At 49.3% G+C, this 22,282-nt stretch carries 25 protein-coding genes; 3 read left to right on the top strand and 22 right to left on the bottom strand.

Features of this window, described 5'->3' with window-relative positions; genetic code table 11:
* The first annotated feature begins 47 nt into the window (after window positions 1-47).
* Window positions 48-1,280, top strand: coding sequence for an LL-diaminopimelate aminotransferase (locus BUA83_RS10595; protein WP_072936263.1), 1,233 nt, complete (start codon window positions 48-50; stop codon window positions 1,278-1,280).
* A 26-nt stretch (window positions 1,281-1,306) separates the two neighbouring features.
* Window positions 1,307-2,005, top strand: a complete 699-nt coding sequence (locus BUA83_RS10590; protein ID WP_072936262.1) for a hypothetical protein — start codon at window positions 1,307-1,309, stop codon at window positions 2,003-2,005.
* 52 nt (window positions 2,006-2,057) lie between these two features.
* Here BUA83_RS10590 and BUA83_RS10585 read toward each other — a convergent pair whose 3' ends face one another.
* On the bottom strand, window positions 2,058-3,293 hold the full coding sequence (locus tag BUA83_RS10585) for an aminopeptidase (protein WP_072936261.1): 1,236 nt from the start codon (window positions 3,291-3,293) through the stop codon (window positions 2,058-2,060).
* Window positions 3,294-3,428: 135 nt separating this feature from the next.
* Window positions 3,429-4,517, bottom strand: coding sequence for a M48 family metallopeptidase (locus tag BUA83_RS10580; protein WP_072936260.1), 1,089 nt, complete (start codon window positions 4,515-4,517; stop codon window positions 3,429-3,431).
* 280 nt (window positions 4,518-4,797) lie between these two features.
* Between BUA83_RS10580 and BUA83_RS10575 the strand changes: the two genes are divergently transcribed.
* On the top strand, window positions 4,798-5,814 hold the full coding sequence (locus BUA83_RS10575; RefSeq protein WP_072936259.1) for an AI-2E family transporter: 1,017 nt from the start codon (window positions 4,798-4,800) through the stop codon (window positions 5,812-5,814).
* Between the two features lie 59 nt (window positions 5,815-5,873).
* Here BUA83_RS10575 and BUA83_RS10570 read toward each other — a convergent pair whose 3' ends face one another.
* From BUA83_RS10570 to BUA83_RS10480, 20 genes are all read right to left on the bottom strand, one after another.
* A complete protein-coding gene (locus tag BUA83_RS10570) occupies window positions 5,874-6,827 on the bottom strand; it encodes a chemotaxis protein (RefSeq protein ID WP_072936258.1) in 954 nt (317 codons plus the stop codon).
* Between the two features lie 112 nt (window positions 6,828-6,939).
* Window positions 6,940-7,851, bottom strand: a complete 912-nt coding sequence (locus BUA83_RS10565) for a CvfB family protein (protein WP_072936257.1) — start codon at window positions 7,849-7,851, stop codon at window positions 6,940-6,942.
* The gene (gene rsfS / locus BUA83_RS10560) at window positions 7,841-8,191 is read right to left on the bottom strand and encodes a ribosome silencing factor (protein ID WP_072936256.1); all 351 of its coding nucleotides are present in this window, start codon (window positions 8,189-8,191) and stop codon (window positions 7,841-7,843) included. Before rsfS ends, BUA83_RS10565 begins: the two co-directional genes overlap by 11 nt.
* Window positions 8,192-8,213: 22 nt before the next feature.
* Window positions 8,214-9,218, bottom strand: coding sequence for an LCP family protein (locus BUA83_RS10555; RefSeq protein ID WP_072936255.1), 1,005 nt, complete (start codon window positions 9,216-9,218; stop codon window positions 8,214-8,216).
* 33 nt (window positions 9,219-9,251) lie between these two features.
* A complete protein-coding gene (yqeK, locus tag BUA83_RS10550) occupies window positions 9,252-9,833 on the bottom strand; it encodes a bis(5'-nucleosyl)-tetraphosphatase (symmetrical) YqeK (protein ID WP_072936254.1) in 582 nt (193 codons plus the stop codon).
* Window positions 9,823-10,470: a nicotinate-nucleotide adenylyltransferase gene (gene nadD, locus BUA83_RS10545; protein ID WP_072936282.1), complete on the bottom strand. Its 648-nt coding sequence runs from the start codon at window positions 10,468-10,470 to the stop codon at window positions 9,823-9,825. The genes yqeK and nadD overlap by 11 nt, the downstream gene beginning before the upstream one ends.
* An 11-nt stretch (window positions 10,471-10,481) precedes the next feature.
* Window positions 10,482-10,628, bottom strand: a complete 147-nt coding sequence (locus BUA83_RS12775; RefSeq protein WP_200796056.1) for a hypothetical protein — start codon at window positions 10,626-10,628, stop codon at window positions 10,482-10,484.
* Window positions 10,625-11,878, bottom strand: a complete 1,254-nt coding sequence (locus BUA83_RS10540; RefSeq protein WP_072936253.1) for a glutamate-5-semialdehyde dehydrogenase — start codon at window positions 11,876-11,878, stop codon at window positions 10,625-10,627. Before BUA83_RS10540 ends, BUA83_RS12775 begins: the two co-directional genes overlap by 4 nt.
* A gap of 119 nt (window positions 11,879-11,997) precedes the next feature.
* Window positions 11,998-13,122: a glutamate 5-kinase gene (gene proB, locus BUA83_RS10535; RefSeq protein ID WP_072936252.1), complete on the bottom strand. Its 1,125-nt coding sequence runs from the start codon at window positions 13,120-13,122 to the stop codon at window positions 11,998-12,000.
* 44 nt (window positions 13,123-13,166) lie between these two features.
* The gene (locus tag BUA83_RS10530; protein ID WP_072936251.1) at window positions 13,167-13,469 is read right to left on the bottom strand and encodes a YhbY family RNA-binding protein; all 303 of its coding nucleotides are present in this window, start codon (window positions 13,467-13,469) and stop codon (window positions 13,167-13,169) included.
* A gap of 23 nt (window positions 13,470-13,492) precedes the next feature.
* The gene (gene obgE / locus BUA83_RS10525; protein ID WP_072936250.1) at window positions 13,493-14,776 is read right to left on the bottom strand and encodes a GTPase ObgE; all 1,284 of its coding nucleotides are present in this window, start codon (window positions 14,774-14,776) and stop codon (window positions 13,493-13,495) included.
* Window positions 14,777-14,875: 99 nt separating this feature from the next.
* Window positions 14,876-15,163, bottom strand: a complete 288-nt coding sequence (rpmA, locus tag BUA83_RS10520) for a 50S ribosomal protein L27 (protein ID WP_072936281.1) — start codon at window positions 15,161-15,163, stop codon at window positions 14,876-14,878.
* Window positions 15,164-15,172: 9 nt separating this feature from the next.
* The gene (locus BUA83_RS10515; RefSeq protein WP_072936249.1) at window positions 15,173-15,496 is read right to left on the bottom strand and encodes a ribosomal-processing cysteine protease Prp; all 324 of its coding nucleotides are present in this window, start codon (window positions 15,494-15,496) and stop codon (window positions 15,173-15,175) included.
* 6 nt (window positions 15,497-15,502) lie between these two features.
* Window positions 15,503-15,814, bottom strand: coding sequence for a 50S ribosomal protein L21 (gene rplU / locus BUA83_RS10510; RefSeq protein ID WP_072936248.1), 312 nt, complete (start codon window positions 15,812-15,814; stop codon window positions 15,503-15,505).
* Window positions 15,815-16,050: 236 nt separating this feature from the next.
* Window positions 16,051-16,911, bottom strand: coding sequence for a hypothetical protein (locus tag BUA83_RS10505; protein WP_072936247.1), 861 nt, complete (start codon window positions 16,909-16,911; stop codon window positions 16,051-16,053).
* Window position 16,912: 1 nt separating this feature from the next.
* Window positions 16,913-17,287 (bottom strand): response regulator, encoded by a 375-nt coding sequence (locus tag BUA83_RS10500; protein ID WP_072936246.1) that lies wholly within the window; start codon window positions 17,285-17,287, stop codon window positions 16,913-16,915.
* A gap of 341 nt (window positions 17,288-17,628) precedes the next feature.
* Window positions 17,629-19,929, bottom strand: coding sequence for a SpoIVB peptidase S55 domain-containing protein (locus tag BUA83_RS10495; protein ID WP_072936245.1), 2,301 nt, complete (start codon window positions 19,927-19,929; stop codon window positions 17,629-17,631).
* 15 nt (window positions 19,930-19,944) lie between these two features.
* A complete protein-coding gene (locus tag BUA83_RS10490; RefSeq protein ID WP_072936244.1) occupies window positions 19,945-20,238 on the bottom strand; it encodes a hypothetical protein in 294 nt (97 codons plus the stop codon).
* Between the two features lie 82 nt (window positions 20,239-20,320).
* Complete coding sequence (locus BUA83_RS10485; protein WP_072936280.1) at window positions 20,321-21,718, bottom strand: phosphodiester glycosidase family protein; 1,398 nt, start codon at window positions 21,716-21,718, stop codon at window positions 20,321-20,323.
* A gap of 114 nt (window positions 21,719-21,832) precedes the next feature.
* Window positions 21,833-22,282 (bottom strand): rod-binding protein, encoded by a 450-nt coding sequence (locus tag BUA83_RS10480; RefSeq protein ID WP_072936243.1) that lies wholly within the window; start codon window positions 22,280-22,282, stop codon window positions 21,833-21,835.

Below are 22,282 nucleotides of genomic sequence, written 5' to 3'. Positions count from 1 at the left end.
CTAAAATATAACAAAAAGTGCATAGTAGATATAAAGGAGGCCATGTTATGGCATACATCAACGAAAATTATTTAAAACTTCCCGGCAGTTATCTTTTTGCGGAGATCGCCCACCGTGTTTCGGCATACAAGAAGGAAAATCCCTCTGCGGATATCATCCGTCTCGGCATCGGCGACGTTACGCTCCCTCTGCCTCAGGTATCCATCGCCGCAATGCAGAAGGCAGTCGAAGAAATGGCACACAAAGAAACCTTTCGTGGATACGGCCCTGAGCAGGGCTACCCCTTCCTCATAGAAGCCATTCGTAAGCACAACTATACAGACCGCGGAATAAATATTGCCGATGATGAAATATTTATCAGTGACGGCTCAAAAAGCGACTGCGGAAACATTCAGGAAATCTTTTCAGATAATAATACCGTTGCCATAACAGATCCCGTCTATCCCGTGTATCTCGATACGAATGTCATGGCAGGCAGAACAGGCAGTCTTATGGAAGACGGTCATTTTGAAGGTGTGGTGTATCTTGCCTCCAATGCGGAAAATAATTTTTCCCCTGCGCTTCCTACAAAACACGTAGATATGATTTATCTCTGCTGCCCAAACAATCCTACAGGAACTACCCTCTCAAAGGCAGAGCTGAAAAAATGGGTTGACTACGCCCGCGAAAATGACTCAATAATTCTTTTTGATGCTGCCTATGCGGCTTATATTTCTGAACCGGATGTTCCACGCTCTATTTACGAAATCGAAGGCGCTTTGGATGTCGCGGTCGAATTCCGCTCCTTCTCCAAAACCGCCGGTTTCACAGGCACACGCTGCGGTTACACAGTAATACCGAAATCCGTCACCGCAAAGGCCAAGGACGGCAGCCGCCATCCCCTTAATGCTCTGTGGAACCGCCGCCACTGCACAAAGTTCAACGGAACAGCATATATCATCCAGCGCGGTGCCGCTGCGATATATACGGACGAAGGCCAGGCACAGGTCAAGGAAAACATTTCCTATTACATGGAAAATGCGCGGATTATCCGTGAAGGATTAAAAGCAGCCGGCCTCACTGCCTTCGGTGGAATCAACGCCCCTTATATCTGGCTCAAGACTCCTAGTGGATTGAAATCATGGGACTTTTTTGATAAACTTCTTTATAGAGGAAATATTGTAGGCACCCCCGGTGTCGGATTCGGTCCCTGCGGCGAAGGCTATTTCCGCCTGACCGCCTTCGGTGACCGTGAAAGCACCGAACGTGCTGTGGAACGCATCACGAAGCTCACCTTCTGATGCACTTTTGAAAGGAGTCGATATCCATGAAATCACTGTTCCGTATCTTTTTTCTGACGCTTGCCGCGGTTTTTATCGCCCTGCCATCAGGATATGCATCACCGGTTGATTCCGTGGATGAATCGTATGACTTTCACAAAATCAAAAACGTCATGATTTATGACATTGATTTATCGGGGCAGGAATTAAGCGACTCCGATAAAACCAGTCTGCAGCAGAACTTCCGTATGCAGGCAGAAAAGCTTTTGGAGATTCCATCACTTGATAAGGTCAGGCTCAATCGCAAGATTTCTCTTGCAATCGGCAAAGATCTTGATGTAATCGAGAAAAACAACCCCGAAGAATATGCTGCTCTCGTAAATAGTAATCTACGTGTGGTTGCAGATATTTATGTAAAATCTGAACTGATTGACTATACCATCGGTACGTATACCATTCCCGCACACACTGACTGGAAAACAGTCACGGATTATGATACCTATCGCGACAAGGACGGTCATACCCACACTGTATCACACCAGCGCACGATACCTGTATATGTGCCCGAGCAGCAGGGGCCCTATACTCATGTGAAGATGCGTTTTTACTCCTATGACGCATTAACAGGCAAGGTAATTTTTACACGTGAGGAAACCCGCGAAGATGACGACTCCCGTGACTGTCTTGATACATACAACAAGATTGTCCGGTCGTATTTCAGAGACCTCAGAAAGAAAATTAAATAAGCCGAATAAAAAAGAGCAGCATCTGCAATGGATGCTGCTCTTTTTACGTGCGTCAAAAATCTACAAAATTTCCGTTTCTGAACACAGGAATCTCACGTCCGTCCTTAGTTATTCCCGTAATATTCAGGTCCTTCGAGCCAATCATGAAATCCTCGTGAAGAATCGAATCGTTGACACCATGCTGCAGAAGCTCGATGCTGTTCATATCAGCGCCGCCCTCAAGGCAGGTTGGATATGCCTTGCCAAGTGCCAGATGACATGCGGCATTTTCATCAAACAGCGTATTGTAAAAAAGTATTCCGCTGTTTGAAATAGGCGAATCAAAAGGAACAAGAGCACATTCACCGAGCCGCACCGAGCCCTCGTCCGTTGTCAGAAGCTCCTCAAGAATCTCTTTTCCTTTTTCGGCATCGAAATCAGTTACCTTTCCGCCCTTAAAGGTAAGGCGCATTCCTTCAATAAGATTACCGTTGAATACCAGCGGTTTTGTAGCAAAGACTACTCCGTCTACATGCTCCCTGTCGGGGAGAGTATAGATTTCCTCCGTCGGCATGTTTGCGACAAAAGGAGTACCGCTCTGAGTATCCTCAGAGCCTCCTGCCCATATATGACCTTCCGGAAGACCTACCACAAGGTCAGTCCCCAATGCGTTCGTATAGTGAAGTGCCTTAAAGGCATTGCGGTTCATAAACTCTGCAGCTTTTGCCAAGAATGAAGTATGCTGCTCCCATTTCTGTACAGCATCTCCGCTTCCGTCAATGCGCACAGTTGAAAAAATCGCATCCCAAAGCGCCTTGACAGCATCCTCAGATGATTTTTCCGGAAAAACCTTTTTAGCCCAGTCCTCTGTAGGAAGAGCAACGACACACCAGGCATTTTTATTCGACATAAGGCGCGCACGATACTCCAAGAGAGCCTCGCCCGCAGCCTTCTGCGAGCGTTGCAGCCTGTCAGGCTCTACATCCTTGAATATTTCCGGATTTTCCGCGTGAATAGAAATAAACACCGCATCATCTGCCGCCATATCGTCGCAGAATTTTTTCCGCCATGCAGGGAAGGTATCAAATGCCTCAGAGGGAGCCTTCATAAAACGAAGCTGTGCGAACTTCTCGTCCCCCCACTGTATCACTGCATCCTTTGCCCCTGCCTCAAAGGCTTCCCGTGCGATACGCCGTGCAAAATCGGCACACTCTATGGGCGCATTTATAACGGCAGGCTGTCCCTTCTGCAGATTAACACCCACACGCACAATAAGACGTGCATATTCATTCAGCATGGATTCATTCATCATTTACTTCCTCTCCGAAATATACAAAATCAAAAAATTCCTCATACTCAGGACTTCATATTACCACAGGAGTTCTGTCATGTATAGTAACAAAGAAAGCAAAAACCGCTCCGAATAAACGAAGCGGCTTGATATTCAGCGTATATTATTGAGCGCTGCTGTAAGCTCATCCAAAGACGGGTCTCCCGGATATACACTCAGAACAGGCTGCCTGCCGAAATAAAGAGTTTCTCCGTCGTTATATGCTTCCCCGGCAGAGCCGCTGTGATACGCAGCTGCGAGATTTCCAGCAATAAAGCAGGCCCTTTCACTTCCGCTCATCACATCATCAGGTGCAGGAGTCATGAAATCCTTTCCGTTCACCTGAATCAACGCGGCGTTATCCGCAAATTTAACCGACACCTTGCCTCCGCTGTACTCCTTAAGCTTCTTGATGTAATTATCCCGACGCTCCTTGTGGGACGGATGGTCGGACGGACTGAAAATATCCCCGACAAAATCCGATGACTTGTTGCCGTACTGCTCCATGACACGCTGCCATATAGCCGCGCAGGCACCCGGGTTGTACGCGGAATGGGTAATATAATCAAATGCGAGATTATCAGCCTCCCATTCCTTAGGCTTCGTAACATGAACAGCATTTATGTTGTTTACAAGAATATTTCCGATTGCATCTATGCCTGTAGCGCCGGCTATGACAGTTCCTGCAAGCACGGCGTTCAGCCTGCCCTTCAGACCCTTGCGTACATGCTCCTTCTGTCCGTGTCCCATCTCATGGGCGAGAACAACGGCAATTTCATCGTCATTCGCCACAAGATTAAACATACCCGTATTAACGCTCATGTTATGGCCAAGAGAGCAGAACGCATTGAAGCTGTTATCCTGATTTATGAAATAATTGTACGGCTTGTCGTAAATCGACGGGTCAACGGCGCCGACCGCATCCGTGAGTCCATACATTATATCATCCAGGCGGGCGTTCAGCTCAGGATCTTCATTGACCCCGTACTGAGCCTTCATCTTCTGAAAGAATTCCTCACGGCCGTCATTATCGTAATATTTCATAGCCTCATCGGCCTGCTGGTACTGTCCTGCTACCTGAATCGCACCTCCGATAATACTGCCCCAGCCTGCATTTGCCGTTGGCGCAGGAATCATTGAGAAAGACAATACCGCGGCTGCTGCGCACGCTGCCGCCTTCTTTTGAAAAGCCTTCAAAGTCATCAGATTGCACCTCTTTTTTTATAACGCCTTTGTTCCAGTTTTGTCGCAGGCAAAACTTCCTCTGTCGGCGTTTCAACGAGGCGGGAGATATGCTCACCGCCTGTTATTTGTCCCAACCCCCACTTACAGAAGTTGGGGACATCTTTTGCCGAGTTATATTATTATTATTATATATCTTTCTCTCTGAAAAAAAAATGATGCTTTCACCTTGCCGAAATAGTATATAATAATAAAGAATATTATTACTTTTTCATATATCCCGACTAAAGGAGCATGTTCCATGTGGAATCAGCATAAAACATCTATTATTCTGGCAATAACATTTATTGTCATACTGTCTACCTTCTGGCTCTTGCCGCAGCTTGGATTTATTGTTTTCATAGCCATTCTTATAGACCTTCTCCTGCGGCCGCTTGTAAGACGGCTTCAGACATTCCGATGCATGCCCAGAGGACTCGCCGCCGCAATCAGTCTGATTTTCTTCATCCTCTTAATCAGCAGCTTGCTGGCACTGCTTTCCACTACGCTTGCCACGTCGCTTCAAAAATTCGCATTGGACCTTCCGAGACTTACTGAAGCCCTCCGTGGAGCACTTTCATCTGTCTCATTCCTCTCAACACAGCTTGATGAGCTGTGGCAGGAGCTTGCAACAATATCCATAACGGCACTCCGTTCATCTATCGATACTCTCGTATCCATTTTTACGAAAATATTCGATACAGTCATAATACTCTTTACGTCATTTTATCTCCTAAAGGACGGAAAGCAGATTCAGCTATGGATATCAGGGCTCTTTCCTGACAAGGACCGCCGCCGTGTTTTCCGTCTCCTTACCCACATCCTTCGGTCACTTCATGTCTACATATACAGCCAGCTGATTATATGTTTCATAATGGGCTTCATCGTATTCTGCTATTTTTCTTACCGCGACCTTCCTTATCCCTCGGTTTTCGCAGTCATATCAGGAATAAGCGAATTTATCCCGGTAATCGGGCCTACAATAGCATCCGCCTTCGGAACGGCGCTTACCGCAACAGTATCACCCTGGGTTGCTGCCCAGACAATGTGCTTCTACATAATCATTACACAGCTCAATCATAACATAATATATCCGACTCTCATCGGACGTTCACTGCACCTTCATCCGATAGCTATTCTGATTGGTATTCTTCTGGGAGGATGCCTTCTTGACGCGCCGGGAATGTTCCTTGCAGTACCGGTCATGGTCATTGTACGGCTTGTAATCATTGATGTTTACCATGACGGAAAACAGCCCCAGACAAGAAAAATACCGTAAAACAGCAAATATAGCATAAAAAAAGCTGCCGCGTTTTGCGACAGCTTAATTTTTTGGTATTATGCCTGCTCTTCAACCTTCGGGTCGATGTTGAATATAAGCTTATCCATAAGACCGATAAGCTGGTTGATTTCAGGTTTTGCAATCTGACCGTTAGCACCAAGCTCCTGACCTTTGCGGCGCATTTCCTCATTGATAAGTGAGGAGAACAGAATAACAGGAACATCATGCAGACGCTCATCCTCACGAACAAGCTTCAGCAGACGGTGACCGTCCATCTTCGGCATCTCGATATCGGATACGATAAGGCTGACATGGTCCTTGATATCTCCGTCCTGCTTTGCCAGAGCCGAGAGATAATCCCATGCATCCTGACCGTTGCTGTTTGCCTTGATAAAGTTATAGCCGGACTCATGCAGCGTAGAAACCAGCAGGTCTCTGAGCATCGGGGAGTCCTCTGCGACAACGATATGCTCCTTGCTGCGCAGTTCCTTGATATCTTCCTTTGCTTCCGTAAACGTCGTGAGCTTCTGATTGATTTCCGGATTGATTTCCGCAATAATCGTCTCGAAGTCGAGCAAAAGAACAATCTTTTCGTTGTCGAACTTGATGATACCGACGACACGGGACTGGTCTCCGACCTCCGGCGTCGGCTCCATCTCTTTCCACGAAATACGGTGGATACGCGACACATTGTCAACAAGGAAGCCAATGTTATAATTGTTGATTTCCGTTACGATGATATTTTTCGGCTTCTCCGTACCATGAACATTCAGGCAGCGCGGCAGATTTACCAAAGGAATCGCACGTCCGCGCAAAGTAAAGAGGCCGTCAATATACGGATGCGCCTGCGGCATACTCGTCACAGGAAAAGCTGCCGCAGTAATAACCTCACGTACCTTTGCGACATTGATTCCATAATTTACGTCTCCTATATTGAACTCCACAATTTCGAATTCGTTTGTGCCTGTTTCAAGCAGAATACCCTTTTTCTCTTTGTTATCCTCTGCCATTTTATCGCCCCCAGCTAAATCTTTCCCTTATCTCAGGTAAAAAGTTTCCATCGTTAAATAATTATATTCGTGATTGAATTAAAATTTCCTGCTTTTTATAAAAAAATTTTTACTATGAAGATGAATCCTGTATTTTTTCCGTCAAATACGTCCATCCATCTCTTTCCTCAACAAGTCCCTGCTTCATCAGATGCCCGAGAGCACGCTTGAAAGCGCCCTTGCTTATCTGGAATTTATCCCGGATAACCTCCGGAGATGTCGCGTCGCTGTACGGCATTTTGCCGTGCCGTTCACGGAGCAGTGCCAAGATAACTTCTCCGTCGGTGGACATCGCCTTTTCCTTAATCTCACGCAGGGATGCATTCAGACGTCCATCATCTCTGACATACGTCACACGGGCTGTAACAGTCGCCCCCACGCGCGGACGGTCCTTCATTTCCTTGTTGTCTATAAATACTATATAATGCTCCTCAGAAAAAAGAAACGCTCCGCTGTCCGTGTAGTTATAAATCTGCCCCGTAACAAAGCTGCCGACCTTCACATCATTGGCTGGCTTTGATGCACGGCGCATCTCATCCTCGACCTCCATCGTCACGGCAAGTCTTCCGGATTTATCCGTATAAAGCTTTGCCCAGACGATTTCACCAATCTGCGGGCGCCCGCGCATACCGGCATACGGCATAAATATACCTCGCTCCGCGCCCACATCCAGAAACGCACCGTCACGGCTTACGTTAATTACCTTGAGCCGCGCAATCTGCCCTTCCTTCATCTTAGGCGTTCGCATGCTGGCAGTCAAGCGGCGTTTTGGATCAAGATACAGAAAAACCTCTATCTCATCCCCCACCGCCACAGGAGCAGTCTGCTGCAGCTTGTGCAGCAATATGTCATCCCCTGTATTTCCGGTGCCGGCATCAAGCCACGCGCCCATCTCTCCGAGACGGACAACCTTCAGCTTTTCTACGGTTCCGGGCTTGTACCTTCTGACCGGTCTTTCCTCCGGCTGCATTTCCTCAATCCTCATAAGGTGTTAACTCCGCGTCACCCCAAAGCTGCTCCAGTGCGTAATATTCACGGCTGTCGCGGGTGAAAACATGCGCGACCACATCACCGTAATCCAAAAGCACCCACTCGCCTTCGCGGTAACCCTCCTTGTGGTTGAACTCAATTCCCTCTTTCAGCAGCTCTTCCTCAATCGCATCCGCGATAGCGCGTGTCTGCGTGGACGTATTTCCCGAGCACACCACAAAATAATCCGTTGTCAGAGTTACCTCCGACATTCTCATCAATACGATATCCTGTGCTTTTTTTGTTCCGGCCGCAGCCGCTATTGCCTTTGCCAATTCCTCTGATGTCTGAAACACACAAATCCTCCTTTGTTCCAACTCATTTTTCCTGAACCTGCTCAGGCTCAGGGAAAAGCTCCTTTATCATTTCATGTATCTTTGCCTCATCCGGTATCCACAGCTTATCATCATAGGATGCCGTCTCCCCGGGCAGCATTATCGTCTCGGGAGGTTCCTTTCTGAAGCTTTTAACAATATTCGCAATCTGGGCAGTATCCCATATTTCCGCGTTTGTCTGAACCTCATCACGGGCTATTCTTGAAAGCTCAGGTGCTTTCTTTATGGTATCAAGCTGCAGCAGCCTTTCATACATCGCCTTTACGAAACGATGCTGCCTCTGCACACGCCCTATATCTCCCAGCTCCCCGCTTCGGAAACGCAGGAACTTCTGCGCTGTTTCGCCGTTCATATGCTGATACCCCTGAGGAATCTCTATTACAAGTCCCTCCTCAGGATCCGCGTAGCTCATGGGAAGCTCAACATATACATCAACGCCGTCCAGCGTATCAATTATGTCTGCAAGAGCCTTCATATTTACAACGGCATAATACTGTATCGAAATCCCCAGAAGGTCTCTGACAGTCTTTACAGTTTCCTTTACGCCGCCCTCTCCGTAAATCTCGGCAATCGGAACAGCACCCTTCTCACGGTTCACCCCGACAAGAGTACCTCTCGGTATAGACAGCACGCGCAAATCCCCGTTCTTATTATCAATGCTCAGAAGAATAAGCGTATCCGCCTGCCTGTTATTACCGCCGATTCCGTTATCAACGCCCAAAACCAGTAAATTCATATAGGCTTCTGAACGGTCATCCGAAGGCAGCTTCAGCTGCTCATGCCGCCGGGTGTACGCATCGTAATCAGCCCGAAGAACCTCATACACCGCCGAACCCCACAGATAGGCATGATAAGAGGCCCAGCCTATGGCACCCAGCAAAAGAATCAGCAGAATCAGCCGAAAAAACTGCCGAACGCGGTAAATCCTGCGCCGTTTTCTTTTTTCCTTTATGTTTTCGCGGGTCTGACTGTCCGCCTTTCTGCTCATGCGACTTTCCTTTCCCTGGTCTCTCTGTTCAAATCATTTTCCCATCCCTGCTCTCCCCAGCAGGATTTCATTTCTTGCTGTAACAGTATCCGGATGAATAAGATGTCCCTTCTCCACAACAAAGCTGATAGACCGGCTCAGTCCCTCAAGAAGCATATCATCAATACCGTCCTCCCGTGAAGCCCTCCGAAGCTCCTCTACCCCCGGATAATCCCTGGATGGTTCAATCATATCCGCAAAATAAATAATCTTGTCAAGAAGCGTCATATTTTCTCCGCCAACGGTATGACGCGCAATCGCCTGCAGAACATCCCTGTCCCTGACGCCGTATATCTCCTCAGCTCTCCCGGCACCCAGGGGCGCATGCAGCAGAAGCGGCATTGACCGCTCGACAGGGCCGAAGGAAATTCCTCTTTTTTCGGCTTCCTCTATCATTGTATCATTGGAGAACTCTCTCGCACAATCATGCAGCAATCCGGCAATACGGGCCTTCTCCTTATCAACGCCAAACCGTCCTGCCAGAAAAACCGCCGTATCCGCAACCCCTACGGAGTGAACAAAACGGCTGTGCTTAAGTCTTTTTTCAAGCTCTGCCTTGCATTCTTCATAATTCATCTCTGTACAAACCCTTTTGGTAAATATATTCTTCAACTTCAGGCGGTACAATGTACCGTATCGAATGACCCTTTCGCAGCCGTTCCCGAATATCCGTAGATGAAACTTCAAACTCCGGCGTTTCCAGCGTGTGGATATGCTTTGCTACCAGCTCACCGAACCGTGCCCTGAGCTCTTCGGAATCAGGTTTGCAGCCGGGACGCTGTGCCGCCACAAACTCACAAATCTCCAGCAGCTTTTCTATACGGTTCCATGTCCCCATATCAGGAATGACATCAGCTCCGATAATAAAGAAAAAATCCGTATCCTCGCCATATTCCTCAAGAAAAGCATGTACCGTATCAATAGAATAGGACGGCCCCGGACGCTTCAGCTCAATATCTGAAACCTCAAAATAAGGATTGGATTGCGTCGCCAGAAGCACCATCCGGTACCGATCCTCTGCGGGCGCAATATGGCGGTTCAGCTTATGCGGAGGAACAGCCGCCGGAATAAAAATAACCTTCTCAAGCCCGTATTCCGACCGCACCGCCTCCGCCATCATAAGATGTCCGACATGTATAGGGTCAAAGGTTCCGCCCAAAAGTCCGACACGATGCCGCTTTTGTATTTTTCCCTCTTTCGTCTCCGCGCTCATATACGTCATCCCTATTCATGAAAAAACATCCTGAGAAGCAATACCGCAAAAACCGCAGTCAGCATTATGATAAAAAGTGCCTTTCCGTAATCCTTGATATCATGACGCCCCTTCGGATTCTCCCAGTACTGTCTGAGTGTGCGGAGGAAACCAATCATCTGACCTGTCCTTCGCCGTAAATAAGATACTTGGTGCTGGTAAGCTCATTCAGCCCCATAGGCCCGCGTGCATGAAGCTTCTGTGTGCTGATACCGATTTCCGCTCCGAAACCGAACTCAAATCCGTCCGTGAAACGAGTTGACGCGTTAACATAAACAGCTGCCGCATCGACCTCTCTCTGGAACCGGTGCGCCCTTTGAATATCCCTCGTAACAATCGTCTCCGAATGACCTGTATTGTATCTGTTTATATGCTCTATTGCCTCATCCATATCACGGACGACACGAATCGAGAGAATGAGGTCATCATATTCCGTGGACCAGTCATCCTCCGTTGCCGCCTCAATATCCGAAAGAACCCCTCGTGTTCTTTCGCAGCCCCGAAGCTCAACCTTCCTTTCACGCAGCTCAGCCGCCACCTTCGGAAGAAACTCCTTTGCTTCCTTCTCATGAACAAGAAGCGTCTCCATTGCGTTGCATACTGACGGGCGGGACGTCTTGGCATTTACAGCAATCCTCACAGCCATATCAAGGTCTGCGCCTTCATCCACATACGTATGACATATACCTGCTCCCGTTTCTATTACAGGAACCTGGCTTTCTCTTACAATACGCTGTATAAGTCCTGCGCCGCCGCGGGGTATGATAACATCAAGAAGCCCCTTCAGCTTCATCATTTCCCCTACGGCTTCCCTGTCGTCACTGTCAATGAACTGCAGAGCCCCCTCAGGTATACCGGCATCGTACGCTGCCTTAGCCAAAAGAGAACTGATTACACGGTTTGACCTGAGCGCCTCAGAGCCTCCACGGAGCAATACAGCATTGCCTGATTTCATGCACAAAGCCGCTGCGTCGGCAGTAACATTCGGACGCGCCTCGTACACTATTCCGATTACGCCGATAGGAACCTTCACACGCCGTATCTCAATCCCGTTCGGGCGTACAGTCTCCCATTCTCCTTCCCCTACAGGGTCAGGCAGAGCCGCCGTCTGACGAAGCCCTTCTGCCATGGAATGAATACGTCCCTCATCAAGCATAAGACGGTCAAGAAATGACTTTTTTATTTTCTTTGCCCGTGCAGCCTCCAAATCCGCCGCATTCGCCTCGAGTATGAGCGCTGCCCCGTCCTCAAGCGCACACGCCATTGCCTCCAACGCCTTGTTTTTTATCGGTGAAGGTAAAACTGCAAGTCTCCGTGATGCTGACTTGGCGGTCTCTGCCTGTTTAACAATCGTATCGTGTAAGTCCATCGGCGTTTCCTCCTGCCTGTATCCATTCCCCAAAAAAGAAAAGGAAAACGGCCCGCGGCCGTTTTCCTTAATTATCGCACATAGCCCTTGCTACGTCAATTTTTAACGAACTGCCGCCCTCATGCCATGAGAACCATATTGTCGCGGTGTATGACTTCCTTTTTCTGCGCCGCAGGCAGCAGCATACTTATTTCATCGGAACGATGTCCCGCAATGCGTCTTAAGGTTTCGGAATCGTAATTCGTAATTCCCCTTGCGATTTCACGCCCCGAAGAATCCAGCACACGCACCGTGCTTTTCTCCTTAAACTCACCCTCAACACTCAAAAGCCCTGCAGGCAGAAGACTTGAACCTTTTTCCTGCATAGCCTTTGCGCAGCCGTCATCAACCATAAGATCTCCGTCGATATGACGTCCGAAAGCAAGCCAGCTCTTTCTTACACGGAGATGTGCTTCCTTGGCAGGGAAAAATGTTCCTGTCTCCTTCCCCTCCAATATGGAGCGGATTGTACCCGGCGCATCTCCCGAAGCTATTACCATGTGCACACCTGCGCTGCGGGCAATCTTTGCCGCTTCGATTTTGGTATGCATACCGCCCGTACCGACATCAGAAAGAACTCCTCCTGCCATCTGCTCGACCTCAGGCGTTATCTCATCTATCTCCGAAAGAAGCTCTGCCTCAGGATGCGTCTGCGGATTAGCCGTATAAACACCGTCAACATCCGACAGCAGAATCAAAAGATCCGCATCAATGAGTGATGCAACCGTCGCGGAAAGATTGTCATTGTCTCCGATTTTAAGCTCATCTACAGATACCGCATCATTCTCATTTATAACAGGAACAATATTAAGAGCCAGCATCTCAATGAGCGCATTCCTTGAATTTGCATACTGATTATGGCGCGCGGAATTTTCCTTTGTCAAAAGAACCTGCCCTGCCACCTGGCCGTATGATGCAAAGAGTGTCTCATATACATGCATCAAAATCCCCTGCCCCACAGCGGCCATTGCCTGACGCTCCGGGATAGAAGCGGATTTTTTACGGTTCATCCGATCACGCCCAACCGCGATAGCTCCGGACGAAACAAGCACAATCTCGCGCCCCTGATTCGCGAGATCCGCCAGCTCACGCACCAGCGACTCCAGACGGCTTAAATTCATCTTCCCCGTCGGATACGTAATCGTGCTTGTACCGACCTTTACGACAATACGCTTTGCATCTCTGAGTTTTGCCCTTGCATCCATTCGAGACCCCCCGGTAATAATGCCTTGAATCAGATTTTGCCGTATTACGGCAGCTCAACCCTCGGCTTGTCAAAATTACGCTTAAAAAGAAGACCATTGCGTCCGATAACCTGCACAAGGTCGGCATCAACACGCTCTGTCAGCATATTAAGAACATCCTTCGGCTCTCCCGGAGCATTTTTCTGCACCCGTACCTTGATGAGCTCTCTTTTCTTTATAACTTCCTTTGCCGACTCAACCACGGTCGGAGTTACACCCTCCTGTCCGATATTAACCACCGGCTCAAGAGCAACCCCCATGGACCGCAGGAAGCTTTTCTGTTTGCTGTTTAATGTATTGCGAATCAAATCTATTCTCCTTCATCAGGGCATCATTCCCTGAACTCAAACTCCATTTCACCGATGCGGACAGTATTGCCCTCCTGAATTCCACGCTTTTTCAGCCGCGCATCCAGCCCCTTCATTCTCCAGATATACTGGAAACGGCGCAGAGCCTCGTCATTGCCGAAGTTCGTCATGGCAACGAGCTTCTCGAGGGCCTTTCCGTGTACGATGAAATCTCCACGGTCATTACGCGTAATAGTAATCTTATCCGGGTCCTCCATCTTATCGGCATCATAGACCTTTTCCTCTTCCGTCTGCTCAGGCTCCTCAACATAATTGTCCAGAAGCTCAACAGTCTTCTGAAGAAGCTCCTTGAGTCCCGTATGAGCAGCGGCAGAAACCGCGAAAATAGGAATATGCTCCTCCTCGGCCAGCTTCTTGAGCCGCTCAAGATTCTCCTCCGCACCCGGAAGGTCCATCTTGTTGGCCACCAGAATCTGCGGACGGCGTGCAATCCTCTCGCTGTATTTCTTCAGCTCCTGATTTATCCTGTGATAATCCTCCACAGGATCACGTCCCTCGATGCCGGACGCATCCACAATGTGCAGGATAACCTTTGTACGCTCAACATGGCGCAGGAAATCATGTCCAAGGCCTGCTCCGTCGGCAGCCCCCTCGATGAGTCCCGGAATATCCGCCATGACGAAGCTCTTCTCATCATCCACCCGTACTACCCCAAGTACAGGCGTGATTGTCGTGAAATGATACTCCGCAATCTCAGGACGGGCCGCGGATACGCATGTTATAAGGCTGGATTTGCCGACGCTTGGATATCCCACAAGCCCCACATCAGCCAAAAGCTTCAGCTCGAGAAGAAGCGTCTTGCTCTCTCCCGGCTCGCCAAGCTCCGCAAAGGACGGAGTACGGTTTCTGCTTGACGCGAACTTCGCGTTTCCGCGTCCACCGCGTCCGCCCTTGGCAACCACAGCCTGCTGCCCTATCTCCGTAAGGTCAGCGATAACCTCTCCAGTATCCGCGTCCTTTACGATTGTTCCGGGCGGCACCTTCACGATGCAGTGCGGCGCGTTTGCTCCGTACTGGTTCTTTATATCTCCGTTCTCACCGTTCTCCCCCTTGAACTTGCGGTGATAACGGAAATCGAGCAAAGTATTGAGATTGGGATCAACCACAAAAATAACGTCGGCACCGCGGCCTCCGTCTCCTCCCGAAGGGCCTCCCTTCGGTACGAATTTTTCACGACGGAAAGCAGATTTGCCGTGACCGCCGTCGCCCGCCTTTACCATAATTGTTGTACGATCTATAAATTGCATAAAATCCTCCGGGCGGGCTCACCCGCACCAATTCCCTTCCAAACCTAAATAATAAAAAGAATACCTGCGCCCGAGGACGCAGGTACCTGTATCATTCGATTAAGCTTCGTCTGCCGTGTAAACACTGACCTGACGGTTGTAGCGGCCCTTACGCTCGAAAGCGACCTTGCCTGCCACCTTTGCGAACAGCGTGTCGTCACCGCCGATGCCAACATTGTGACCCGGGTGGAAATGCGTGCCTCTCTGACGAACAAGAATGCTGCCTGCCGTTACCATAGTACCGGCCTGCTCCTTGACGCCAAGGCGCTTTGCCTCACTGTCACGGCCGTTACGCGTGCTGCTGACACCTTTTTTATGTGCAAATAACTGTAAATCAAATTTGAACATCATGCTGTTTCACCTCCTGTGAACCATGATTCGGACGGCATCCGGATTCGCCTCAGAAATCTCCGCGAATCCTAAATGCATCGTCTCAAGTACTGCCTGTGTGAGATCATCGGGCTCGCCTCTGAGCTTCATATGCAAGTCACCGCTCGGATCGACCGAATAGTCCATATCCCGATGCAAATGCTCGCCTAATCCCAGAAGAGCGGTCTGTGCAAGACTCGAAATCCCTGCGCAGACAATATCCCTGCCCCGTTCTGCTGTGCCGCTGTGGCCGCAGACACGGTACTCGGATATCTTCCCGTCCTTATTTCGAAAAACGTCTATACGGATCATAGGCTTTTATGCCTCGATCTTCTCAATAACGACTTTCGTGTATGGCTGACGGTGACCCTGACGGCGGCGGTAATTGCTCTTAGCCTTGTACTTGAAGACGAGAATCTTCTTTTCCTTGCCCTGAGCCTCTACCTTGCCTGTAACCTTGGCACCTGCAACAACCGGTTTGCCGACCTTGACATCTCCGTCTGCAACGACTGCGAGAACCTCGTCGAACGTAACAGCATCGCCTGCTTCAGCATCCAGCTTCTCAACGTAGATAACTTCGCCTTCAGCAACCTTGTACTGTTTTCCGCCTGTCTTGATGATAGCGTACATTTTCTTACACCTCCCGTTTGTTTACTCGCCAACTTCGGTACGTACTAACCGTTTTGGGAACCTCGCTGTGCGGTTGGGGCTAAGCGGCCAAAGACCGCTTAAACACAGTTAAGCGCATTCCACACCTAACCCAACGTATAGTATCATACTCCATTATGCTTGTCAACGAATTTATTTTTAATTGGCTGTACGAAAAACGGCAGGCATTACGCCTGCCGTAAATTCATATCGTATTCTCAACGCAGCACGAACTCGTCTCCTGCCATAACGAGAGAAAATTCACCGAAGCTCGTATCAATCGCAAGCACAATCTGGAAATTTGCCTCCGGAACAGAATTTTCCTGCACCCTTGGCATATCCAAATCAACCTCAACGTTCTCGCTGGAAATATCAACAGCAAAAAGTCCGTTGACCACGTTCAAAAACTCGCACAGACAGTCAACTGCCAGCGCGTCAACCTCTTTTATATCCTCATGGCTGTACCTGCGCGCCATCTCGAGGAATACCCCGTTCTCCGCCTGTATGCCCGTAACCATCGTTACCCCGCCTATCAGCTTCTGGGATACCATGTGTGAAAGCGACGCGGCCTCCACAAGCACTTCCTTTGAATTAACAACAACCGGAGTATCCATAAACCGCTTGAAGGAATGCACAAACAGCTCAGCGAAGGAGCTGTATCTGTCTGCCTCGGCATCAAGCCCCACGGCAACAGCACGGTTCCTCACAATCTCACGAACAGGAGACTCACCATACTTGTCATACGCGCTGAAAAGCGACTCAAGCTTCTCCAGCGTTACGGCCTTTTCATCATACAGCACCTGAGCGAAATTCAAATCCTCATCAGGTACCAGCGAACGAAGCTCGTCCATCTGCACCGCGTTAAGAAGCCCGTTCTTTCCTGCATTGCGCAGGAACTCTTCTCCACTGGGATTCTCTGAAACAGAGGCAATCTGCTCAGCAGAAAGCAATCCCTTGCGAAGCGCCGCGATGGGAAAATCCGCCTTGCACTCCGCGCTCTTCTTCAATAAACCAAGAACATTCTCCTGCTCTATCTGCCCCTCATTGAGAAGATACTGTGCAAAATATCCGTTATTCATCTTACTCAACCTTCTTTCGGATTGCAGCAAGAGCCTTCTTTATCTGTTCAGATGTATACGGCTTCTGGATAAAATCAAGCGCACCCATCTTTAATGTCTCCATAAGCTTCTGGGGGGTTCCCGCAGAGGAAAGCATAATAACCGGTATTTCCGGGTTCACCTCCCGAATGACCTGAAGGGCCTCGATTCCACCGACCTCAGGCATAACAATATCCAGGAAAATACCGTCCGGCTTTTCCTGGAGGTCCTTCATAACAGCTTCTTTTCCATTTTCAGCCTCTATAACCTCACAGCCCAATCCTTCAAGCTCTGCACGAAGCTTTTTTCGCAGAAGCTGTGAATCATCCGTGATAAGAATCTTCAATTTCTTCTCCAAGCATAACGCCTCCCTCGATGTATTTTAGAATAATTATATCATATTTTTACAAAAATCAATATATGCATGGCATGACAATAAACAAAGAGACTGCGGCGAACTGTATTCTCCCTCCGTCACGCCTGCGGCGTGCCACCTCCCTCTCTGAGGGAGGCTCTTATTCCCCCTTTCGGGAGGGTGTCAACATGCCGGTGGCATGTTGACTTACAGCCAAAGGCTGTCGGGGGGGAGTAAGCGCAATGGGACTTGCCATGTCCGAAACTTGTACGAAAGCTAAAACAAACATAATATTCACTGCAAAAAAGCCTTCCCTTTTTGGGGAAGGCTTTTCTTCACTTCTGTTATTCCTTTTTCTCTGCAGCGCCCGCATTTTCCTTTGCGGCCTCAGGTGCTTTTTCAGCAGCATCCGCAGCCTTAGCTTCGTTCTTCACGTCAGCCTTCGCATCAGACTTTGCCTCGTCCTTAGCTTCAGCTTTTGCATTTGCCTTTGCCTCGTCCTTAGCTTCAGCTTTTGCATCAGCCTTCGTCTCGTTCTTCACGTCAGACTTTGCATCTGCCTTTGCGTCAGCTTTTGCTTCGTTCTTCGGCATGACTTTTTTCAGTATGTCATCCAGCTTGAACTCAACAGGCTCCTTCTCCGGCTCGGGAGCGTCCTTCGACACCGTTACCATAGCATGGATTACATTGTCTATGACGTAGTCCGTGAGCTTTCTTCCAACAGGCGGCTTCTGCTCTTCCTTTGCTGCGTCAGGATTCTTTTCTGCTTCCTCCTGCGCGCGGATGGCTTCCTTTATTGCCTTCTGCTGTTCCTTTTCGGACATGACAGGGCCTGCGCCCGGCTCTATAATTATCTCATTATTTGCAGGGCTTTCCATCAGATTCTTCAGCTGATCCTCAGTTGTGACATCATTATCATCAGCCGAGACAACTCCCTGTCCCTGCATTGCAGCCAGCAGCTGCTCTACGGATACAAGTCCGCCTCCATGCACATCAAGGTGCATAATTCCCTCACGCTGCACCTTCGGAACTGTAAACGGAACGGATACTGTCACCTTTTCCGCGCGGTATGGCTTCAGCGTCACCTTGAAGTTCACTGTATCTCCCGGGCGTACCTCAGGGCGGTCCGGGATTGCGGATACGAGGGATGCAGTGCGTCGCTCAGCCGCCGATGAGATATCTACAGTGATATCCATTATGTCGGCTTCCTTTTCTTTATCGCTGCAGATGAGTCCCATTGCCTGTCCAAGCTCGCCAAAGGCAGCCTGCCCGGCATCCGCGGCAGCGTAGAACATATTCGTTCTTTCGACTGTACCGCTTTCTACCGCGTTTGTACGTACAGTGAAATGAACCTCAACCGTGCTTTCTCCGCCTGTATCCACCGTGCGGTTAAGCGCGGCATAGGAGACCGTCGGGGAAAGCAGAGGAATGAAATCCTCATCGTATGCCATGGTTGCGGTGTATTTTACATCCCTGTTCAGTGTTTTGTCCTTCACGTTCAGGCGGATAGGCACAACAGAGGGAAATACGCCGATTTCACCGGAGATTCCCGCTGCGCGGTCCTGAATTATGCGGCCTATTATGTGTTTAGTATTGGCGAACTTCATTCCGTCACTGACACCGTTTACCATTCCTAGGATAGTGGCATCCGTCATGAAATAGTTGACGTTTCCGCGATGCAGGAAAGGATGTCCAAAAGCCAGCACACGGTTGTCATCTACAGCGGTGACTGTTCCTGTTGCGGCCATCGCGAAGTCTCCGTAAATGACAGCGGCACCTACAGCTTCTCCCGGCTCAAGCTCTGCTCCGTAAAGTGTCGTCGCGTTGCCTGTGGAGAAGCCTCCATAGGATTCTGCCTTATATCCCACCGACGCCAGCTTTTCTCTGAGCATGGAAAGTCCCTCTGCTCCAAAGCCGCTTGCCACGAAGGAGCCTTTAAATTCCGGTTCCTTTCCTGCGGAGGGGTATTTTTTCTCCGTATCTGCTTTGCTGCCGTAGGCCTTCCCTTTTGCTTCACCGCCTGCGTCAGTCTTGGAATCAGTCTTTTCTTCCTTTGGCTTTTCTGCCTCGTCCTTATCTGATTTTTTATCGTCTTTCTTTTCTTCTTTGTTCTTTTCGGCTTCTTTTTCTGCCTTTTTCTTATCCTTCTCGGCCATTTCTTTTTCTATCTTGGCGCGTTCTTCCGCAGCCTTTTTGATATCAATGGTCTTTACGCGGGTTTTGTTTTTCTTGTCAGGCATATCCCAAATCGGAAGCATTTCCTCTATGGGGGTAATCAAAAAGGTATGGGGATCCATATCGCTTACAGTAGCAGATGCCGCACCGATGAGAAGTCCGTCAACGTACACCGGGCTTCCGCTCATTCCCTGCAGGAGACCTCCGTCCGTATCGGCAAAAGGACCCTCGCTGCGTGCCAGGATGTACGGCATGCTTCCACGGCCCGAGCTCATAACGCCAAGGACATGCAGTGGGAAGCTTCTGAGTTCTCCGCTGCTGTCAACAACAGTGTACAGCACGCCCTGCATTCCCTCCGCGACATCCTGCAATGGCATGATATCCGGCATTGCATATACAGACGGCGTCCCCATCCATAACGCTGCGGATACGGAAAGGGCTGCCATAACCCGTTTCATTGATTTATACAAAAATCTACACCCCATTCATTTTTTATCTATACGAACGACAACAGCCCCTGAAACAATACTGTCGCCTTCCCTTACACAAACCTCGCTCACTGTGCCTTCCGTTTTTGAACGTGCAGCGGCGATTTCTCCTCCGGTAAGCGTTGAGATGCGTACAAGCTCAGAGCCTTCCCGAACCTCACTGCCCTTGGGTATAACCCATGTCACTTTTCCGCCAACTACCGCATTCACCGGAACCGGCATACATCTCCAAAGCAGTCCGCCTGCCGCTGTCAAGATGAGCAGTGCTGCTGCCAAATATATTCTTCGCATGGTTCTCCCATCCCGGTCATGAATATCTTTTATTCCATTATTATAATTATACTTTATTAGGACGCAAGTGCAAGGGAATTTCTTACTTTTTGAACACTGCCAGAGCGCTTCCCACCTTGCGCTCACTTCCGTCTGACGGGCTGTTCAGTATTTCTCCGCCAACGACCATTTCACTTGAGCCGCCGCCATCAAAATTGACTGCCTGCTGCGCTCCGAATTTTACCAGAAGCTCTGCAAATTCTTCAAGGGTACAGCCTATGCTGGATTCCTGTCTGCCGTCAACAACAGCCAGCAGCATGTGTCCGTTTTTGAGTACTGCCGCTCCCGTACGCGGTGCCCTGCCCCTCGTGATATCACCTGGGAAGTCCTCGCTTGTAACATTCACTTCGCCATTTTTGACCAAAGTCGGACCTGCCCCGATAATCGTCGGTACGTTTCCCCACTGGGCACCCAAATCCTCTGTAAATGTCACAGGGTCTCCTATTCTCACTTTTGCAAAAGCGTTTCGCGATGTCCCATGTACAGAAATCACATAGCCGTTTTTCGGTATTGGTGAATTACTTTGGCGAATATCCGCAACACGTCCGTTACGGACGATAAACTCACGGCCGTAGGCGTTCGTACCTGTCGTTGTATCGTAGTAGCGGTTGTAAATAACAAGACCGTTCTCTCCGCGCTCCGAGTTAACTCCTGAAACCTGCTGGGTTACATTTCCGATTGTGACCTTGCCGTCGTAGTACACAGGAGCGACGAAGGCTGCTCCGCTTGGTTTGATGCCAAGGGCGCTCCGTGTAAAGTAAGTCGTTCCAACGACAGTTCCGTTTATGCGCAGCATGCCAAGAATTTCTCCGCTTTTTGCAAAATAGCTGGCATTTACGGCAGCTGCCGCATTCACGCTGTCAGACATTCCGCTTACAGTGTCCCTGCCGACTACTTCTCCGTTGGCCAGTACCGGTGAAAGCTTGTACTGCTTCATATCCACATCCAGAAGGTATGCAGTCAAAAGTCCGCGTCCGTCTTTTCTTCTGTAGGTGGTCAGTTCAAGGCCCGGTGCCGGCTCTCTGCGCTCCTCGCGCTCGTACTGCTTGCTGAAGTTGATGTATATTCGGGACGGTTTTTTCAGTGCCTTTACTTCATGCTCTGCCGCTTCTTTCAGGTCAATGATGACCTTGAGTCCCTGCTCGGTTTTCTTGTATTCAACCTTACTGATAAGACTGCTTCTTACAGGCGGCTTTATCAGCATCGCATCCTCCAGCTTTGCAAATGTGAGGATGACGCGAAGGCCTCCCATCTCCTCCTTTACATCGTAGGAGGGTGTCCCGGTATTTCCGAAATCGAAAACAATCCTGTCTCTTTCCACTCCGCTTCCGAAGCGTATATTTGAAAGTGTCGGTTTTGCGGCAGCAAGAACCGTTGCCTGCATAACAAAAATCAAAAGAACGCACAGCACTGCTGCGCGGCTGAGCTTCTCTTTTATCATGTTCAATACTATCTCTCCCTACCATTGTGTTTAACACATTTTACCCGTGCAATATGAAAAAAAACGCAAAACTAAGAGGACGCAGACCAATAGTCAGCGTCCTCTTGAACCAACTCATTTTTTGTGAACCATGTTCTTTACGGCTTCAGGTGAAAGCACCGGCTGTGAAAGCTGCTGATACATCATATCCGCAAGTCCGACTCCGCCGGCCTTTGCCGCATTTTCCATCAGCGCCGTATCCAGCATGGAATGCCATATTTCCTCAGCGTTGTCATCACCGAAAAGCTCATTCTTCGGAACGGTTTTGCGCATTTCCTTGTACATCATGGAAAGAAACATGGCTTCGAAGCCTTCGCATGCATCTCTGAGGCGCTTCTGCTCATCAAGGCTCATGCCGTTTGCGGCTGCTCCTGCAGGCTTTGCCGCTTCGGCCTTCTGCTGAGCCTCACGCAATGCGGCTTCAAACCTTTTGGATTCAGCCGCGCTGCGTGTCGTTTCGAAAGCACTTCTGGTATAGGCTGCATTGGCGCCTCCTGCTCCGACGCCCGCCATTGGATCTATCAT

Source organism: Schwartzia succinivorans DSM 10502 (assembly GCF_900129225.1).
In the GTDB taxonomy this organism is placed as follows: Bacteria; Bacillota; Negativicutes; order Selenomonadales; family Selenomonadaceae; genus Schwartzia; species Schwartzia succinivorans.
Note: the sequence above shows the minus strand (reverse complement) of the source record. Positions and strands in the feature narration are given on the sequence as shown.

Excerpts from the sequence above, each read along its gene's own strand:
- BUA83_RS10595 (WP_072936263.1), top strand. The coding sequence starts at position 48 with ATGGCATACATCAACGAAAATTATTTAAAACTTCCCGGCAGTTATCTT.
- BUA83_RS10590 (WP_072936262.1), top strand. The coding sequence starts at position 1,307 with ATGAAATCACTGTTCCGTATCTTTTTTCTGACGCTTGCCGCGGTTTTT.
- BUA83_RS10585 (WP_072936261.1), bottom strand. The coding sequence starts at position 3,293 with ATGAATGAATCCATGCTGAATGAATATGCACGTCTTATTGTGCGTGTG.
- BUA83_RS10580 (WP_072936260.1), bottom strand. The coding sequence starts at position 4,517 with ATGACTTTGAAGGCTTTTCAAAAGAAGGCGGCAGCGTGCGCAGCAGCC.
- BUA83_RS10575 (WP_072936259.1), top strand. The coding sequence starts at position 4,798 with ATGTGGAATCAGCATAAAACATCTATTATTCTGGCAATAACATTTATT.
- BUA83_RS10570 (WP_072936258.1), bottom strand. The coding sequence starts at position 6,827 with ATGGCAGAGGATAACAAAGAGAAAAAGGGTATTCTGCTTGAAACAGGC.
- BUA83_RS10565 (WP_072936257.1), bottom strand. The coding sequence starts at position 7,851 with ATGAGGATTGAGGAAATGCAGCCGGAGGAAAGACCGGTCAGAAGGTAC.
- BUA83_RS10555 (WP_072936255.1), bottom strand. The coding sequence starts at position 9,218 with ATGAGCAGAAAGGCGGACAGTCAGACCCGCGAAAACATAAAGGAAAAA.
- yqeK (WP_072936254.1), bottom strand. The coding sequence starts at position 9,833 with ATGAATTATGAAGAATGCAAGGCAGAGCTTGAAAAAAGACTTAAGCAC.
- nadD (WP_072936282.1), bottom strand. The coding sequence starts at position 10,470 with ATGAGCGCGGAGACGAAAGAGGGAAAAATACAAAAGCGGCATCGTGTC.
- BUA83_RS12775 (WP_200796056.1), bottom strand. The coding sequence starts at position 10,628 with ATGATTGGTTTCCTCCGCACACTCAGACAGTACTGGGAGAATCCGAAG.
- BUA83_RS10540 (WP_072936253.1), bottom strand. The coding sequence starts at position 11,878 with ATGGACTTACACGATACGATTGTTAAACAGGCAGAGACCGCCAAGTCA.
- proB (WP_072936252.1), bottom strand. The coding sequence starts at position 13,122 with ATGGATGCAAGGGCAAAACTCAGAGATGCAAAGCGTATTGTCGTAAAG.
- obgE (WP_072936250.1), bottom strand. The coding sequence starts at position 14,776 with ATGCAATTTATAGATCGTACAACAATTATGGTAAAGGCGGGCGACGGC.
- rpmA (WP_072936281.1), bottom strand. The coding sequence starts at position 15,163 with ATGTTCAAATTTGATTTACAGTTATTTGCACATAAAAAAGGTGTCAGC.
- BUA83_RS10515 (WP_072936249.1), bottom strand. The coding sequence starts at position 15,496 with ATGATCCGTATAGACGTTTTTCGAAATAAGGACGGGAAGATATCCGAG.
- rplU (WP_072936248.1), bottom strand. The coding sequence starts at position 15,814 with ATGTACGCTATCATCAAGACAGGCGGAAAACAGTACAAGGTTGCTGAA.
- BUA83_RS10505 (WP_072936247.1), bottom strand. The coding sequence starts at position 16,911 with ATGAATAACGGATATTTTGCACAGTATCTTCTCAATGAGGGGCAGATA.
- BUA83_RS10490 (WP_072936244.1), bottom strand. The coding sequence starts at position 20,238 with ATGCGAAGAATATATTTGGCAGCAGCACTGCTCATCTTGACAGCGGCA.
- BUA83_RS10485 (WP_072936280.1), bottom strand. The coding sequence starts at position 21,718 with ATGATAAAAGAGAAGCTCAGCCGCGCAGCAGTGCTGTGCGTTCTTTTG.
- BUA83_RS10480 (WP_072936243.1), bottom strand. The coding sequence starts at position 22,282 with ATGATAGATCCAATGGCGGGCGTCGGAGCAGGAGGCGCCAATGCAGCC.